Raw genomic sequence first — 14,261 nt, forward strand, 5'->3', positions numbered from 1 at the left:
CTTGTTTTGGGCCCAACTGGATTTATGTAATTTTAGATTAAATTTCTTCTTTGGAATAACTAAGACGGGTTAGTTATTCCAAGTTTTTCCAAGCACTGAGCTAAAGTTTCTGCACTGCGGCCGTGGCTAAATTTGGCCATGATTTTTTTCCGGGATTCCTGACTGATGCTCAAAGCAAGTTCTGGATTTTGGAGGAGATTGGCGATCGCATCTGCTAATTGCTCGGGGGCTTCAGGTTCTACAAGTAGCCCATCAATCCCGTCATCTATAAGCTCCTTTACTCCTCCTGACCCTGTAACTACTACAGGCATCTCCATTGCCATCGCTTCCATGATGGCGACACCTAGAGGTTCGTGCCAACTGGCAAGGACAAATACCTGTGCTTTTTCTAGGGACTCATTGACGGTATCTTCAGACACCGCACCGAGAAGGCTAACACAACTTTTCAGGCCAAGCTGTTCGATCAGCTTTTCTAACTCCAGGCGGTAGCCACTGCCACCCTGTTCGTCTTCTCCAGCAATTTGCAGCTCAACATTAAATCCTCGTTTTCGGAGTATATCTATCGCAGCAATCAAATCCGCATGACCTTTACATCTGTTGAGACGTCCGCAACTAAAAATGTGGCAAGCATCACTTCCATTCCATGCGGAGTATGGTGTTTTTCTGTGGAAACGCGAGAGGTCAACCCCCATAGGAGCTATTTCAACCTTTTGAGGAAGATGACCCGCAAGGCATTTGTTCACTTCCTCATAAAGCTTTTTAGTAATGACTATTGCAAAAGCAGAAAAGTGCCATTTCTGTTCTTGGTTAGGGCCGTAGTCAGTTAGGGGGCCGTGCAGCGTCAGGCTATACGATACTTTTGAGAGTAATGAGGCGAACATCGCTATACTGGCGGCAGTGGCACAGGAATGAACGTGGATGTGCGACCAACCTTTTGTTCTTGCTAACCCTGCTAGTTTGCCAGCAACAAAAACCAAGGCCAAGAGTCGCACCTTTTGAGATAAGGATGTGTCACTCGCTTTGGCAATAACTGCGAGGCACTGCCACCATGCCGCGGGACCAGCTTTGAGAACCTCTACGACTGAGTTAATAAAATCTTTCGCAGCAAAGGGAAATAGATAAACAGTATTTTTTTGAGCTTCTTCTGCCCATACGTGAGAAGCGATCGCTCTGGGGGGCGGTTGAGTTGATACTAAATCTGTTTCAATTCCAAGTTCTGCAAGAAATTGTCGCTCCCGCCAGAAAAAAATGTGTGTTTGTCCTGGAAATTGTGGAATAAAGTATCCAATTTTTGCCTTCATTTTGTACCGACTTTCTAATTTTTAACTCAACAATATCGCTCTACTATGTCGATGCACTAACACTTTTTTCAGCGAGCATTTTTTCGTAAATCTCGACTATTTTCATGGCTTTGTTTTCCCACGCAAATTCTGTGGCTTTTTCGATCGCCTTAGCTGACATACTTTCCCGCAGGCGATCATCTTCGACTAACAGCTTAATTTTACTTGTCAACTCCTGTGTTAGATACTCTCTAGAAATCGGCTCGATCTTAAAACCAGTTTCTTCATTCACGTATTCACCAATACCGCCGTTATTGGCAACTATGCAGGGGAGTCCGCAAGCCATAGCTTCCATTACCACTGCGCCCCCGAACTCTCGGATTGAAGGGAAGCAAAAAATATCTGCTTTCCTGTAATAATCCAGAGTTTCTTGTTGATTTACCCATCCGGCAAAACTAACTATTTCCCCTAGATTAAGCTCCTTTACTCGGTTTTCTAAGTTATTTTTTTCTAGCCCATCTCCTACTATAGTTAAGCGGATTTTACTTTTAATTCCCTGCTCTAATTTCCCAATAGACTCAATGACAATATCGGCACATTTGTAAGGCACTAATCGACCCACAAAAAGCAGATTGATATGGCTAACATCTTTAATTGGGATACTTGTCTGGTTTAAGAAATCCTCCAAAATGCCATTTTCGTAAAACAAATCAATTTTTTGATCCGGTATTGCAAACAAATCTTTTAGCATATTTAAAGTATATGTTGAACCTGCTAAAATTTTGTCGGCTTTTTTGTAAGTTTCTACATAACCTGGAATTAATGCTCGACCAACTGCTCTCAAAAAGTTGAATTGAGCAAATTCTTGTTTTGCCGTTTCTTGAAAACCTGGTGGAAAGGGAATGCCCCCATTCACAGGGCCTAGAATAAAAGGAGTCTGCTGGCAAACACTGACTACCTTAAACGGATACCGCGGCATCATCGGGGTAATTGCATGAACTATGTCATAATCTCCGTTGAGGATTTTTTCTTTGAATTTTTCATATACTTGCTGATTAAATTCTTCATAAATTGGGTAGCTCAAGGTATTATAAAGAGGCCAATTGACTCGCCCGTTTGCGGTGATTTTTTCGACTATTTTATAATATTGTTTGGTTAACTTTCCTTCTTCAAGGTAGACAACTTTTTCGTATTCTGGGTGTTTTTCGATAGCTGGTTTATTTCTAATATGGGTGACGAGGGTTACATCAGCTAAATTATTGATTTCTTGAAAAAAATTGTACCCCACCAAAGGTACTGATGCCCAGTCAGGATTGCACTGCTCTACAATTAGTAAAACTTTTAATTGTTGATCACTCATTTGTTTGCTATTCAGGGGTTGACTTTCTGGGACGTTAGCTGTAATTCTAGCTGGCTGAATGAATAGAGTTGGTTGTTTTGTATTCGATCAACTTGCTCTGCTGCCCCAGCAATCGGCGCTGGTGAAACTGGATTTGACCTTGTAGCTGGGGAAATTTGGCTAATACGCAAGACCAAGCGTAAATGGCTGAGTCTTTAGTGGTGAAAGCCCGATGCTTTAGATAATAGTTATAGGTGCGATAGGTTGCTAAGGGGTAGCCACTCAATAGTAACAAGCTCCAGCCTTTTGTCGGCCATATCATTGCCAAGGCTAGGGCTGGCAAGACTAAGCCCCAAAACCAGGTGCTGCGGGTTTCTTTGACCCAATGGCGCTCTGGTTCGCTTCCGTGCATCCAGGAACCCTCGGCGTAGGCGTAACCAGCTCTTTGGGCGCGCTTCCACCACTGAACAAAACTGGTCATTTGCGCGTCGTGCAGGGTCATTTCTGCATCTAAGCGGAGGATTTTCCAACCTTTTTGGCGAAGCCGCAAGCACAGTTCGGGTTCTTCGCCGGCTATTAGTGCGGGATTGAAACCTTCGACTTGCTGAAATGCGGTGGCGCGCATCATGGAATCGCCACCGCAGGCTTTGGTTTCGCCGATGGGGGTATCCCACTCGATGTCGCACAATTGGTTGTAGAGGCTTGCTTCGGGGTATCGTTCGCGCCTGCGCCCGCATACTGCTGCTACGTCTGGTTTGGCTGCGAGTTCGCTGTAGGCTCGATCGATCCATCCATCAACTACTTCGCAGTCACCGTCCACAAATTGGACAAATTCGATGTCTGGCGCTAGTTCCAGCAAGCGGGCAAAGCCTTCATTTCTGGCGCGGGCTGCGGTAAACGGTATAGATAAGTCTAGTTCTACTGTATCGGCTCCCAGCGATCGGGCTAACTCTAGGCTACCGTCTGTTGAGCCGGAATCGACGTAGACGACGCGCGCAACTTTGTCTGTGGCCGAGACTAGGCATTGGCGGAGGCGCTGCCCTTCATTTCGTCCGATCGCCACTAATCCAACTTGTTTCAACTCTTACCTCTTAAATTCACGAGCTGTTATTTTAATATTTTAGTAACTGTTAAGCTAACTTCACAATATCTTTATAACATAAATCCCAACGAGTTCCTGTCTTCGCTGTTCAACTACTGGTAGATTATGGTGCATTAAACAACACCAATACTTCTGAGTGCTGCTCCGTCACAAATGCTAAATTTAAGTTATTTATTCGCAATTTACTGCATCGATCGGTGAGCCAGCCCTACATTTTTGTCTCTCTGCCGCCAGTGGAATTGCCCATAATCACATTCTGTCGCTTTCTTTGGGGGCGGTTTGATGTAGATTGATAGTCGGAATTGTAAATTTTTGGTAAAACCCGCCCCTAGGAGTATTGTAATTATTTTACCGGAACTGCTGAGCGGAATTCGCAATCAGTGAGGCCAAGAATATCCAGATATTTTTGAGCAGTACCATCCAGGTTGAATTGGGCAAGCCAAGCTGGATCGGCAGGCTTTGTTTGACCGGACAATACTTTTAAAATACCTTGTGCCAGCGCTTCAGTGTCGCCTACTGGAACTAGCTCGCCGTACTTGCCTCCGTCTAAAAGTTCATACGGGCCGCTTTTGCAATTTGTAGAAACAATTGGGGTTCCCAAAGTCATTACTTCTCCCAGTACCATCGACAGGCCTTCCCAAGATGAAGACAATACAAATACTGTAGATCGTGCCATGTATGCAAAAGGATTTCTTACAAAACCGGGCATTGCTACGTCATTTTCCAAGCCCAATTCGCGGATTAGATATTCTAGTCGCTCCCGCTCTGACCCCTCGCCTAAAATCATCAGCCGAGCCGATCGCACCTGTCGTACTTTAGCAAAAGCATTAATTAAGTTAGAAAAATTTTTTTGCTTTTCTAATCTCCCCACTCCCAGAATTACAGGCAATTCTGGGGAATTAAACCAGGGGTGGTCTAAAGGTTCTTTACCTTTTTCTATGATTTCATCAATCTCTATTGGGTTGTTAATTACCTGGATTCGCTCGGCAGCTAAGCCAGTTATAGCCGCTACGTCTTCAGCTACTCCTTGAGAAACTGCTACTATGCCGTCGGCCCAGGGGTAGAAAAGGCGCGCTGTCAGAGGCGACCAATGCTTAAAGGTTAAGGGAGAGGAATTTCCCACTTCCTGGGAAAGATGTGTGTGTTCTGATACCACCACCCGTGTCGGTAAGCCAGAAAAATGCTTACTCAATAGTGCTACTTCGTTAGCAAAATGATTTGCTGACATTAAAGCTGTGGGTTGTTCCTGTCGCAGGTAACGCACTAATTTAGGAACTCTTGTTAATATCTTTTCAGCTTCAAGGTTGATAATCCGAACCGACGGGGGAAAGTCCCACAGGCCAAGATTTCCGGGAAAGTTCATTACCAAATCTACCTTGACACCGCGAGCTACAAAATTGCGGGTTAAGTTCAACATTACCCGCTCTATACCCCCATTGAACAGGCAATGCAGATAAATAGCAATGTGCGCTGGCTTTTTGAGTGTATCCATTGAATTATTGTTTTAGTTTGAGTAGTGTTTTTAGATCAAAATTGATCCTGCAAGCTGTGGCTGCGGGGAATTTCTTGCGCGCCAGCAGACTGCTGCTCATTCTGGTTGGGCTGCGAGTTATTGTGCGACTCTCTGGAGCCAGCCGTCAACCAATTGGCAGTCACCGTCCACAAATTGGACAAATTCGATGTCTCGCGCTAGTTCCAGCAAGCGGGCAAAGCCTTCGTTTCTGGCGCGTGCGGCGGTAAACGGTATAGATAAGTCTAGTTCTACTGTATCGGCTCCGATCGATCGGGCTAACTCTAGGCTACCGTCTGTTGAGCCGGAATCGACGTAGACGACGCGGGCAACTTTGTCTGTGGCCGAGACTAGGCATTGGCGGAGGCGCTGCCCTTCATTTCGTCCGATCGCTACTAATCCAATTTGTTTCAAGGTTTACCTCTTGAATTCGAGTCGCGAGTTGCTATTTTAATATTTTATTGACACTCAAGGTAACTTTACAATATAAAGATACTGTAAACTTACCTTAATTGGCGGTTTTCGGTGTTAAAGTGCCTCTAGATTCTTTTGTATTAAGCCACATCAATCATGTTTAGTAAAGCTTATTAATCAAAAATGCTGAATTTAACTTATTTCGTAATTGCTCAACCCCCTTGACAAGAAGACGAGATAGACATTAGATGAAGGAATGGAAAAACTCCCAGACTTAAAGCAACTATCGAACGAGGCGAAAGAAGCCTTGATAGTAGAGCTATGGCAAGAAATCCAAAAACTTACCGCCGCTTTAGCCACTACAGGGGAAGCAAAACCAAATAAAGTTCCCACCAAAACCAGCAAAAATTCTAGCACTCCGCCGTCGAAGGGATTCAAGGCCAATATTAAGCCATCGAAAATTGAGGGAGTAAAAAGAGCAGGGAGCGTAGGAAGAGCAGGAGGGGGAAGAGAACTACATCCTGAGCCCGACCAAACAATCATCGCCCAACTCAAAAATTGCCCCCAGTGTGGAGAGAAAGTCACCGCCGTCGCACAAAAATTGCAATCGGTCTACGAAAAAATCGAACTACCCCCAATTCGCCCCATCATCACCCGAATCGAACGTTATGGTGGTCAGTGTGCCTGCTGTCAGGCTGAGTATGTTGCACCTGTACCATTGGGAATGGAACCAGGTTCACCGTTTGGCAGTTCTATTCAAAGCTTAGTCACATATCTGCGTTACACTCATGCCATCAGCTACGAACGGCTATCGTCGATATTTGCATCCGTTTTTGGACTCAAGATTTCCGAAGGAGCAATCGCAAACCTGTTGGCAAAAGTCAAAACCAGTTTAGACGACCAAGTAAGTCAAATACTACAACGGTTGCGGCGGGCAAAATTAATTTGTTCAGATGAAACGAGTGCGAGAGTTAACGGACATTGGGAGTGGGAGTGGGTGTTTCAGAACCAGGATGTTTGTTTACACGTCATCCGCCCGAGTCGAGGCACTGGAGTAATTAAGGAAGTTCTAGGAGAACATCGTCCTGATATCTGGGTGTCAGACTTATTTAGCGCTCAAAAAAATCACCCCGCACCACAATGGCAAGTGTGTTTGGCTCATCAACGGCGCGATTGCCAATATGCAATTGACGCTGGGGACAGGATTTTTGCCCCAGGGATGAAGAGGTTATTATTAAGGGCTTTTATCATCCATCGACGACGAGAAAAAATCGACGATGCCAGACTCAAGCGATACCGAGAAAATTTACAGGAAAGATTAACCGGGATTTTAAATTTAGCGCCACATCATCCGGATGGTATCCGGTTACGAAAACGCTATGGTGGGCTAATTGACAATTTATTTCTATTTCTGGAAGATGCGGGGATTCCACCAACGAATAATAGTAGTGAACAGGCGATTAGGATGAGCGTGATATTTCGCCGTGTGACTAATGGCTTCCGTTCTCCATGGGGGCGAGATTTATTTGCAGCAGTTCGTTCAGTTGTCAATACTGGGAAGCGTCAAGGTTTAACTGCTTATCAATCTATTCAACAAGCTCTCTCTATTGATGGCTCGCTTTTTTTCCCTAGTTGAGCAATTACAAAATATTTAACTTTTATCAAAGAAGTTATGCCGGGTTAAGCTTTATTTATTAGTATTATGGAGTTGTTGTTTGAAATGTAAAATACGTTTAGCTTGCCTTTCTGAAGTTCAACCAGACGGTAAAATAAAAATATTTTATTATTGAGCACCGATATTACGCTCTCAAGAAAATTTGAGTATTATCAGGCTCGTTTTCAGATTGAGTTTATTTTTCGTGATGCCAAACAATTTACGGGTTTATCCGATTGTCAATCTCGTAGTAGTCAACGCCTTTGTTTTCATTTTAATGCCAGTCTAATTGCTCTAAATTTAGCCAAATATGAAGCTTATAATCGTCATTCATCTCCAGAGCTATTCGTGTTTTCAATGGCCTCTTATAAACGCCGGGAATTCAACAGACATCTACTTTACACCTTTATTAACAAGTTAGATTTAGACCCTAACTTAATTTTAAATCACCCTAACCTTCCCTCCGTCCTATCTTATGGTACTCTCGTTGCTTAAAAACTGTCCGAAGTATTGTATGATAAAAATTTCTAATTTAATGGTAAGAGTGAAGCGGGCAATGCTCACCCTACAAATAGAGTCCTCGATCGCCCTAATCTAAAATCTATGAGCACCCAATTCTTTGCCCAAAATCCCTTGTCAGTCAGTTTCGCCGATGTGGAGGCGGCGGCAAATCGCTTGCAGGGCAAAGCTTTCAAGACGCCGGTGCTGACTTCGGAAACTTTCAACAAACGCACAAATTCTCAGGTATTTTTCAAGTGCGAGAACTTTCAGCGCACGGGTTCGTTTAAATTTCGGGGTGCTTGCAATGCTTTGATGCAGCTATCTGAAGCTGAAAAACAGCGGGGAGTGCTGACTTTTTCTTCGGGAAATCACGCGCAGGCGATCGCCCTGGCGGCACAGTTGTTGGGAATTCCTGCTACTGTTGTCATGCCCGCAGATGCGCCAAAAGTCAAGCAAGAAGCGACTCGCGGCTACGGCGCAGAGATTATTTTGTACGATCGCACTCAAGTTTCCCGCGAAGAATTAGCGGCTAAAATTGGCGCCGAACGGCACTTGACAATTATTCCTCCTTACGATCATCCGTGGGTGATTGCGGGACAAGGTACGGCGGCGCTGGAATTAATCGCCGAAGTTGGGGAGTTGGATTTGCTGTTAGTTTGTTGCGGTGGCGGGGGTTTGCTGTCGGGATGCGCGATCTCCGCAAAAACTTTGTCTCCGCAGTGTAAAGTAATCGGGGTAGAACCGGAGCAAGCAGACGATGCGGCGCGATCGTTCCGCACGAAAACGCTACAAACTGTTACTAACCCGGATACGATTGCTGACGGCGCGCGCACGCCATCTTTGGGGAAATTAACCTTTCCTTTGGTTCTGCATTATGTTGATGATATGGCAACAGTTTCCGAAGACGCAATTCGCCAGACAATGTTTTTTATTTTGGAACGCATGAAGATAGTTGTGGAACCCACGGGAGTGTTAGCAGCGGCGGCTTTGTTGTCCGGTGTGGTGCAGGCTAAAAATGCGAGGATTGGCGTAATTGTTAGCGGCGGAAATGTGGATTTGAGCGAAGTCAAGCTGTTTTTTTCAGTGTAATTAAGTCTGGCACTTTGTTAGTTCGTCAGTCCGACAGTCCGCCCGGGGTTTTAACCCCTGTCTAATAGCAAAAGTCCTCTCAAAACGACTGGAAAGCATTTTTTATTTTTATATTTAGTCCACTGAAGTGGACTTGCTCTGTGAGACTGGGCTTTAAACCCCCGGCGGACTTTCGGGCAAACGCCAAATATTTATGCAAACGTCAAATATTCATGCAAACGCAAAATATTAATATTGACAAATTTAACCAAATTAAAGAGTAATCTGATAAAATGCTTCCACAACAAACTTCGATTTAATAGCATAATGTCTTCAGAAACAAACTCAGCGGCTCAATCTACAACTGGTGCAGATGCGATCGATGTTGCGATCGCCTCTGGAATCGACTTTGACGGTACTCCGATTCCGCAGGCAAAATTAGACCTCTATAAGCAAGTGATGGGATTAGAAGCCGGCAGACAGCGCAGTGGCGTGTCAAATACAATGCGATCGCGCATTGTCCGAATCGGTGTCAAACATCTGCCTCAAAACGAGCTCGATAAAATGCTCGTTGCTGCTGACTTCGCCCCGCTGAAAGATAAAGAAGTTGCGTTTTATTACGGCGGAAAGTAAAAATTTCTACCCTTCTAGATAGATGAATAGTCATCCCCGGATCGGTGAAACTTGGGACAAATCCTAGCAGAGGGTCAGTTTATGAACACTAACGGAAATACCGTCATCAGCAACCTCGAGTATGATTTGTTAACAGTTCTGCAAAACAAGTCTGAAGCTTTGAAAGCCTATGATACTTACATGAAAGATGCTCAGGAAACAGGTTCTCAGCCTTGTGCTGAGCTGTTTCAAAAATTGCAGCAAGCTGACATGGAGCACGCGCAGGAAATTCGGCAGCACCTTCAACAGGTAATGCAGAAAGGCAAGATGTAAAGCTGGTGCAACTCGCTGTGCAAGTCATGAATTATGAGTTAAGTAGCAGCTATGAGGTAAAGAGTTTGGGATTCACAACTCATCTTCAATTCCTTAAACTCTTTCTCTACCGAGCGATGGAAACATCAATCTGACCGCTCAACCAATGTCGCTTACAACTCTTAATTCATAACTAGCAACTGGTGAGGCAAATCCTTGAAACTTCAGCTACGGGTAGGGACTTAGGCTTTGCTTAAGTCCTTACCTATCTAGTGGTACAGGTTATAAAATCTCCGGTTTCAAAGCTCGTTCCATCAGCGATAAAACAGCTTGTTCAGGAGTAATTTCACCATTTAATAAGCGATAAACTTGACGAGAAACAGGCACTTCAATGCCGCGTTGATTAGCTAAATTAATCAACACATTAGTAGTATTGACCCCCTCAGCCGTACTCTGCAATTCCTGCAAAACTTCCTCTAAAGATTTGCCTTTAGCCAATCCGAAACCAACCCGATAATTGCGCGATAAAGGACTGTTGCAAGTAGCGAGCAAATCTCCCAAACCAGACAAACCATAAAAAGTTTCTGCACGAGCTCCCAAACGAACTCCCACCCGAATCATTTCCGGCAAAGCGCGAGTCAGCAAAGCAGATTTAGCATTAGTTCCTAATTGTAAACCGTCGCAAACACCAGCGGCGATCGCAAATACATTTTTCAAAGTTCCACCTAACTCAGTCCCCAGCGGGTCTTCATTCACATAAACCCGAAAAATATCGGAACTGTAAATATTTTGCACTTGCTTGGCCGCCGTTAAATCCAAACTCGCCGCTACCGTTGCAGCCGGCAATCCTTGCTGAATTTCCTCGGAAAGATTAGGGCCCGAAAGTACCACAATTGAATTGTTAGGAAACGCATTTTGCCAAATTTGAGATGGAGTGCGCGTACTCGCGGGGTCTAAACCTTTGGTAACAGTAACTATAATTGTATCGGGACTTAACTCTAACGCCAGCAGTCGATCGACCGTTGCTCCCACCCCTTTCATCGAAACTGCGGAAACAACAACATCCGCACCTGTTATAACTGATTCTAGATTAACAGAACTGCTGCGCGACCACAAATTAACTCGAGATCCTTTTTTGCCTCCCAGATTTGCCAGTGCCGAACCCCAAGCACCTCCGCCTAATATTGTCAAGCTTGTCATAAAATTTAGTTTGATGAATTTAACCGCAGATTAACACAGATAAATCACCGATAAATCATAGCAATCAATCTGCGTTAATCCGCGTGCATCTGCGGTTAAAAAATCCTCACCCTACAAACGCGGACGCAATCCATAATGACGGTAACGCCAATAATCTCGTAAAATGCGATCGTGATCGAAACACAATTCACGAGGAATCTGCCAAGATTCAAAAAATTGTAAATTTTTAGCATCGTCGGCGGCTTGAGGTTCGCCCGTTGCAGAAGCCAAGAATACAATACTGATAGTGTGTTGGCGCGCGTCGCGATTTGGGTCAGAATAAACGTAAAATTGCTCAATTAATTCTACATTCAAACTCGTTTCTTCTAAAGCTTCGCGTTTTGCCGCCGTTTCTACCGATTCCCCGTAATCGACAAAGCCGCCGGGAATTGCCCAGCCGTAGGGAATATTGCGGCGTTCGATGAGTACGATCGGTCGATGCGGGCGATCGGCTAATTCGATGATAATATCAACTGTAGGAGCGGGATTTCGATAAGTCATACCATTTTAGATTAAAGAATTGAATAATGTATTGTTGTTTAACTGTGGAACCGGCATCTTGCCCGTTACTGAGAATGCTGCACAATGTGCGATCGACCTCACCTACAGTTCTACAATATACTTGCATATAATGTACGGATTGCGATCGCCGACCAAAAAGAGAGATTGAAAGTATGCCTAAGTGGCTGGGAAAAGTTTTAGGTATCGGTACGGGTACAATTATCCTCCTCGGTGCGACTGGATACTGGTACGTTTTTATTGCCGGGGCACCTCAGTTAGACCCTCCGAAAGTAGTAGTAGATGCCAACTTAAATTTTGAGCTCAAAACATATAAAAGTGCAGCTATGAATTCAGAGCGCACCTACGGTTTAATTTTGCCACCGGGGTACGCAAAAAATCTCAAACAGCGCTATCCAGTCATTTTTTTGCTGCACGGCGGGCACGGAGACGCGCGCGCTTATCAGGACAAAGCCGCTGTTACTTCTGTGCTTCACGATTTATATAAAAGCAAAAGATTGCCGCCATCAATTGTAATTACTCCTGACGGGAACGACAAGCGGGGTACGAGTCCTTTGTGGGACCCGCAGTATTTTGACGGGCCCAACGGTAAGGTGGGAAGCGCGATCGGCTCCGAGTTAGTGTCGATCGTAAAATCGCGCTACAGAACGCTGGAAGACCCCAAATTCTGGGCAATGGGAGGACAATCTTCGGGGGGTTGGGGAGCTTTTAATATCGGTTTACGCTACTTGAATAATTTTAATATTCTGTTCAGCCACAGCGGTTATTTTACAGATCAAAGCGGCAAGGCTAACAGTCCTAAATATTTAGTGGAAAAACTCCCTGTTAAAGATAAACAGCGGTTGTGCGCTTATTTGGATGCGGGGGAAGCAGACGAAAAATTTCTGATTTCCACTCAACAGTTTCACGAGCAATTAAACAGTTTGGGTATAGCCAACGAGTTTAACAAATTTCCGGGAGGACACGGGATTGTTGGCCCAGATGTCGGTTGGAATTATTGGCACAAGCATTTAGCCGATTCTTTGAGCTATGTTGGAAAACAGTTTAAAATATCACTGGCAACACAGAAAAATTAGAAAGGTCAACAGTGTTACCCCAAAAAAGTAGGATTGGACTCTGGACTGCATCATTTTTAACCGGATTGGTAGGAGTTATTAACCTGTTGTCTGCTGTAACTCCCAGTTTACCCGATCGCCGAAATTGGCTAGAACCATTTTTCCCTTTTACCGTGCGAGCGAGCGGGCATTTTTTTGCAGCAGTTATCGGATTTATGCTGCTAACTTTGGCAACTAATTTGTTGCGGCGCAAGCGGATTGCTTGGTTGCTGACTGTGGGATTGTTAATCGTTTCTATTGTAATTCATTTAGTCAAGGGATTGGATGTTGAAGAAAGCTTGCTTTCAGGGGTGCTGCTGTTTCAGTTGTTGGTGATGCGACAGACATTCACAGCTAAATCAGATCGCCCTTCAATTGCTCAAGGAATCAGGGTTTTGCTGGGGGCTTTGCTGTTTACACTGGCTTACGGGACGGCGGGTTTTTACATTCTGGATCGGGGTTTTCAAGTTAACGGACAAGCGGTTAATTTCGATTGGGACGATGCTATATTTCAGACTTTTGCCATGTTTTTTACGGCGGACAATGCGGGGTTGGTTCCGCAAACTCGGTTTGCTAACTTTTTTGCCGATTCGATTTATGCTGTAGGTACGGTAACGCTTGGTTACGCACTTTTAATGCTGCTGCGGCCGGTGCTGCTGCGAAATTCGGCAAGTATTTCGGAACGGAATAAAGCTCAAGAAGTTGTAGCAAAATACGGGCGGACAACGCTAGCGAGACTGGCGTTGCTTCCGGATAAATCTTATTATTTTAGTCCTTCGGGAAAAAGTACGATCGCCTATGTGCCGAAAAGTAGAGGTGCGATCGCTTTGGGAGACCCCATCGGGCCTGCTGAAGACCGCAAAGAAGCAATTCTAGGGTTTCAAGAATTTTGCTATCGCAATGATTGGTATCCAGCATTTTATCAAACTTTGCCCCAGGATCTAGAAATGTATTCTACTCTCGGTTTTCGAGTGGTGCAAATTGGCGAAGAAGCTATGGTCAATCTCAAAACTTTTACTCTCAAAGGCAAGAGCAATCAAAACTTGAGAACTGCTATCAACAGACTTACAAAAGCCGGCTATCAAATCGAATTTTACGAACCTCCTTTAAGTTCCGAATTGATGCGGCAAATGAAACTTGTGAGCGACGAGTGGCTGCAAATGGTTCAGGGTGCGGAAAAAAAGTTTTCAGTGGGTTGGTTTGACGAAACATATTTGCGCGAAACTCGCGCCGTAGCGATCCACACTCCCGACGGTAGAATTAGTGCTTTTGCTAATATGATATGGGCAGGAGATGGGGTAGTTGGAGTTGATTTAATGCGGCGTCGCACTGAGGTGGAAAATGGCACGATGGAGTGTTTGTTTGCTTCGATGTTGCAGCCCACATTCCGCAGTTCTGGCTTTAATGACTAAGGATTATCATACATTCAGTGTAGGAAAAATATCTGTGCCTACCTTTTCTAATTTTAGTATCATTTTTTTGCGGTTTTGGCGAAATATAAGAAATTTGAATTTACAGATATTTCCCAATATATTCCTTCGGCAATATCTGAACTGATTTTCCCTAAATTAGACACTAAAATTCCGGCAACATGATTGTTATGTTGCCAATTATTTG

At 44.4% G+C, this 14,261-nt stretch carries 15 protein-coding genes; 8 read left to right on the top strand and 7 right to left on the bottom strand.

The window, feature by feature from the left end; genetic code table 11:
• Positions 1–59: 59 nt before the first annotated feature.
• The 5 genes from epsE to QUA36_RS20975 form a co-directional block, all read right to left on the bottom strand.
• The gene (gene epsE / locus QUA36_RS20955; protein ID WP_333458956.1) at positions 60–1,301 is read right to left on the bottom strand and encodes an exopolysaccharide biosynthesis GT4 family glycosyltransferase EpsE; all 1,242 of its coding nucleotides are present in this window, start codon (positions 1,299–1,301) and stop codon (positions 60–62) included.
• A 43-nt stretch (positions 1,302–1,344) separates the two neighbouring features.
• Entirely contained in the window at positions 1,345–2,640 is a 1,296-nt protein-coding gene (locus tag QUA36_RS20960) for a glycosyltransferase family 4 protein (protein ID WP_333458957.1), read from the bottom strand.
• A gap of 46 nt (positions 2,641–2,686) precedes the next feature.
• Positions 2,687–3,700, bottom strand: coding sequence for a glycosyltransferase (locus QUA36_RS20965; protein ID WP_333458958.1), 1,014 nt, complete (start codon positions 3,698–3,700; stop codon positions 2,687–2,689).
• Between the two features lie 364 nt (positions 3,701–4,064).
• On the bottom strand, positions 4,065–5,213 hold the full coding sequence (locus QUA36_RS20970) for a glycosyltransferase (protein WP_333458959.1): 1,149 nt from the start codon (positions 5,211–5,213) through the stop codon (positions 4,065–4,067).
• Positions 5,214–5,330: 117 nt separating this feature from the next.
• Entirely contained in the window at positions 5,331–5,645 is a 315-nt protein-coding gene (locus QUA36_RS20975) for a glycosyltransferase family A protein (protein ID WP_333456098.1), read from the bottom strand.
• Between the two features lie 256 nt (positions 5,646–5,901).
• On the opposite strand from QUA36_RS20975, the gene tnpC reads away from it, so the two are divergent.
• The 5 genes from tnpC to QUA36_RS21000 all read left to right on the top strand — a co-directional run bounded on the left by tnpC (position 5,902) and on the right by QUA36_RS21000 (position 9,813).
• Entirely contained in the window at positions 5,902–7,281 is a 1,380-nt protein-coding gene (tnpC, locus tag QUA36_RS20980; protein ID WP_333458960.1) for an IS66 family transposase, read from the top strand.
• A gap of 150 nt (positions 7,282–7,431) precedes the next feature.
• A complete protein-coding gene (locus QUA36_RS20985; protein WP_333458961.1) occupies positions 7,432–7,794 on the top strand; it encodes a hypothetical protein in 363 nt (120 codons plus the stop codon).
• 108 nt (positions 7,795–7,902) lie between these two features.
• Positions 7,903–8,889 carry a threo-3-hydroxy-L-aspartate ammonia-lyase gene (locus QUA36_RS20990; protein ID WP_333458962.1) on the top strand — a complete coding sequence of 329 codons (987 nt, stop codon included), beginning with the start codon at positions 7,903–7,905 and terminating at the stop codon, positions 8,887–8,889.
• A gap of 306 nt (positions 8,890–9,195) precedes the next feature.
• Positions 9,196–9,501, top strand: coding sequence for a small RNA NsiR4-regulated ssr1528 family protein (locus QUA36_RS20995; protein ID WP_006635311.1), 306 nt, complete (start codon positions 9,196–9,198; stop codon positions 9,499–9,501).
• A gap of 81 nt (positions 9,502–9,582) precedes the next feature.
• Positions 9,583–9,813: a hypothetical protein gene (locus QUA36_RS21000; RefSeq protein ID WP_333168361.1), complete on the top strand. Its 231-nt coding sequence runs from the start codon at positions 9,583–9,585 to the stop codon at positions 9,811–9,813.
• A gap of 261 nt (positions 9,814–10,074) precedes the next feature.
• On the opposite strand, the gene QUA36_RS21005 is transcribed toward QUA36_RS21000, so the two are convergent.
• Together QUA36_RS21005 and QUA36_RS21010 are read right to left on the bottom strand one after the other, a co-directional pair.
• Positions 10,075–10,992 carry an NAD(P)H-dependent glycerol-3-phosphate dehydrogenase gene (locus QUA36_RS21005; protein WP_333458963.1) on the bottom strand — a complete coding sequence of 306 codons (918 nt, stop codon included), beginning with the start codon at positions 10,990–10,992 and terminating at the stop codon, positions 10,075–10,077.
• A gap of 111 nt (positions 10,993–11,103) precedes the next feature.
• The gene (locus QUA36_RS21010; RefSeq protein WP_333458964.1) at positions 11,104–11,532 is read right to left on the bottom strand and encodes an NUDIX hydrolase; all 429 of its coding nucleotides are present in this window, start codon (positions 11,530–11,532) and stop codon (positions 11,104–11,106) included.
• A 19-nt stretch (positions 11,533–11,551) separates the two neighbouring features.
• Here QUA36_RS21010 and QUA36_RS21015 point away from each other — a divergent pair, with 19 nt between their 5' ends.
• From QUA36_RS21015 to QUA36_RS21025, 3 genes are read left to right on the top strand one after another with little or no spacing between them, the layout of a single operon-like run.
• Positions 11,552–11,701 (top strand): hypothetical protein, encoded by a 150-nt coding sequence (locus tag QUA36_RS21015; RefSeq protein ID WP_333458965.1) that lies wholly within the window; start codon positions 11,552–11,554, stop codon positions 11,699–11,701.
• Between the two features lie 4 nt (positions 11,702–11,705).
• Positions 11,706–12,626, top strand: coding sequence for an alpha/beta hydrolase-fold protein (locus QUA36_RS21020; protein WP_333458966.1), 921 nt, complete (start codon positions 11,706–11,708; stop codon positions 12,624–12,626).
• 11 nt (positions 12,627–12,637) lie between these two features.
• Complete coding sequence (locus tag QUA36_RS21025) at positions 12,638–14,056, top strand: phosphatidylglycerol lysyltransferase domain-containing protein (protein WP_333458967.1); 1,419 nt, start codon at positions 12,638–12,640, stop codon at positions 14,054–14,056.
• Positions 14,057–14,261: the final 205 nt, after the last annotated feature.

This window comes from Microcoleus sp. Pol10D4 (assembly GCF_036701555.1).
GTDB lineage: Bacteria > Cyanobacteriota > Cyanobacteriia > Cyanobacteriales > Microcoleaceae > Microcoleus.

Excerpts from the sequence above, each read along its gene's own strand:
- epsE (WP_333458956.1), bottom strand. The coding sequence starts at position 1,301 with ATGAAGGCAAAAATTGGATACTTTATTCCACAATTTCCAGGACAAACA.
- QUA36_RS20960 (WP_333458957.1), bottom strand. The coding sequence starts at position 2,640 with ATGAGTGATCAACAATTAAAAGTTTTACTAATTGTAGAGCAGTGCAAT.
- QUA36_RS20970 (WP_333458959.1), bottom strand. The coding sequence starts at position 5,213 with ATGGATACACTCAAAAAGCCAGCGCACATTGCTATTTATCTGCATTGC.
- tnpC (WP_333458960.1), top strand. The coding sequence starts at position 5,902 with ATGGAAAAACTCCCAGACTTAAAGCAACTATCGAACGAGGCGAAAGAA.
- QUA36_RS20990 (WP_333458962.1), top strand. The coding sequence starts at position 7,903 with ATGAGCACCCAATTCTTTGCCCAAAATCCCTTGTCAGTCAGTTTCGCC.
- QUA36_RS20995 (WP_006635311.1), top strand. The coding sequence starts at position 9,196 with ATGTCTTCAGAAACAAACTCAGCGGCTCAATCTACAACTGGTGCAGAT.
- QUA36_RS21000 (WP_333168361.1), top strand. The coding sequence starts at position 9,583 with ATGAACACTAACGGAAATACCGTCATCAGCAACCTCGAGTATGATTTG.
- QUA36_RS21005 (WP_333458963.1), bottom strand. The coding sequence starts at position 10,992 with ATGACAAGCTTGACAATATTAGGCGGAGGTGCTTGGGGTTCGGCACTG.
- QUA36_RS21010 (WP_333458964.1), bottom strand. The coding sequence starts at position 11,532 with ATGACTTATCGAAATCCCGCTCCTACAGTTGATATTATCATCGAATTA.
- QUA36_RS21020 (WP_333458966.1), top strand. The coding sequence starts at position 11,706 with ATGCCTAAGTGGCTGGGAAAAGTTTTAGGTATCGGTACGGGTACAATT.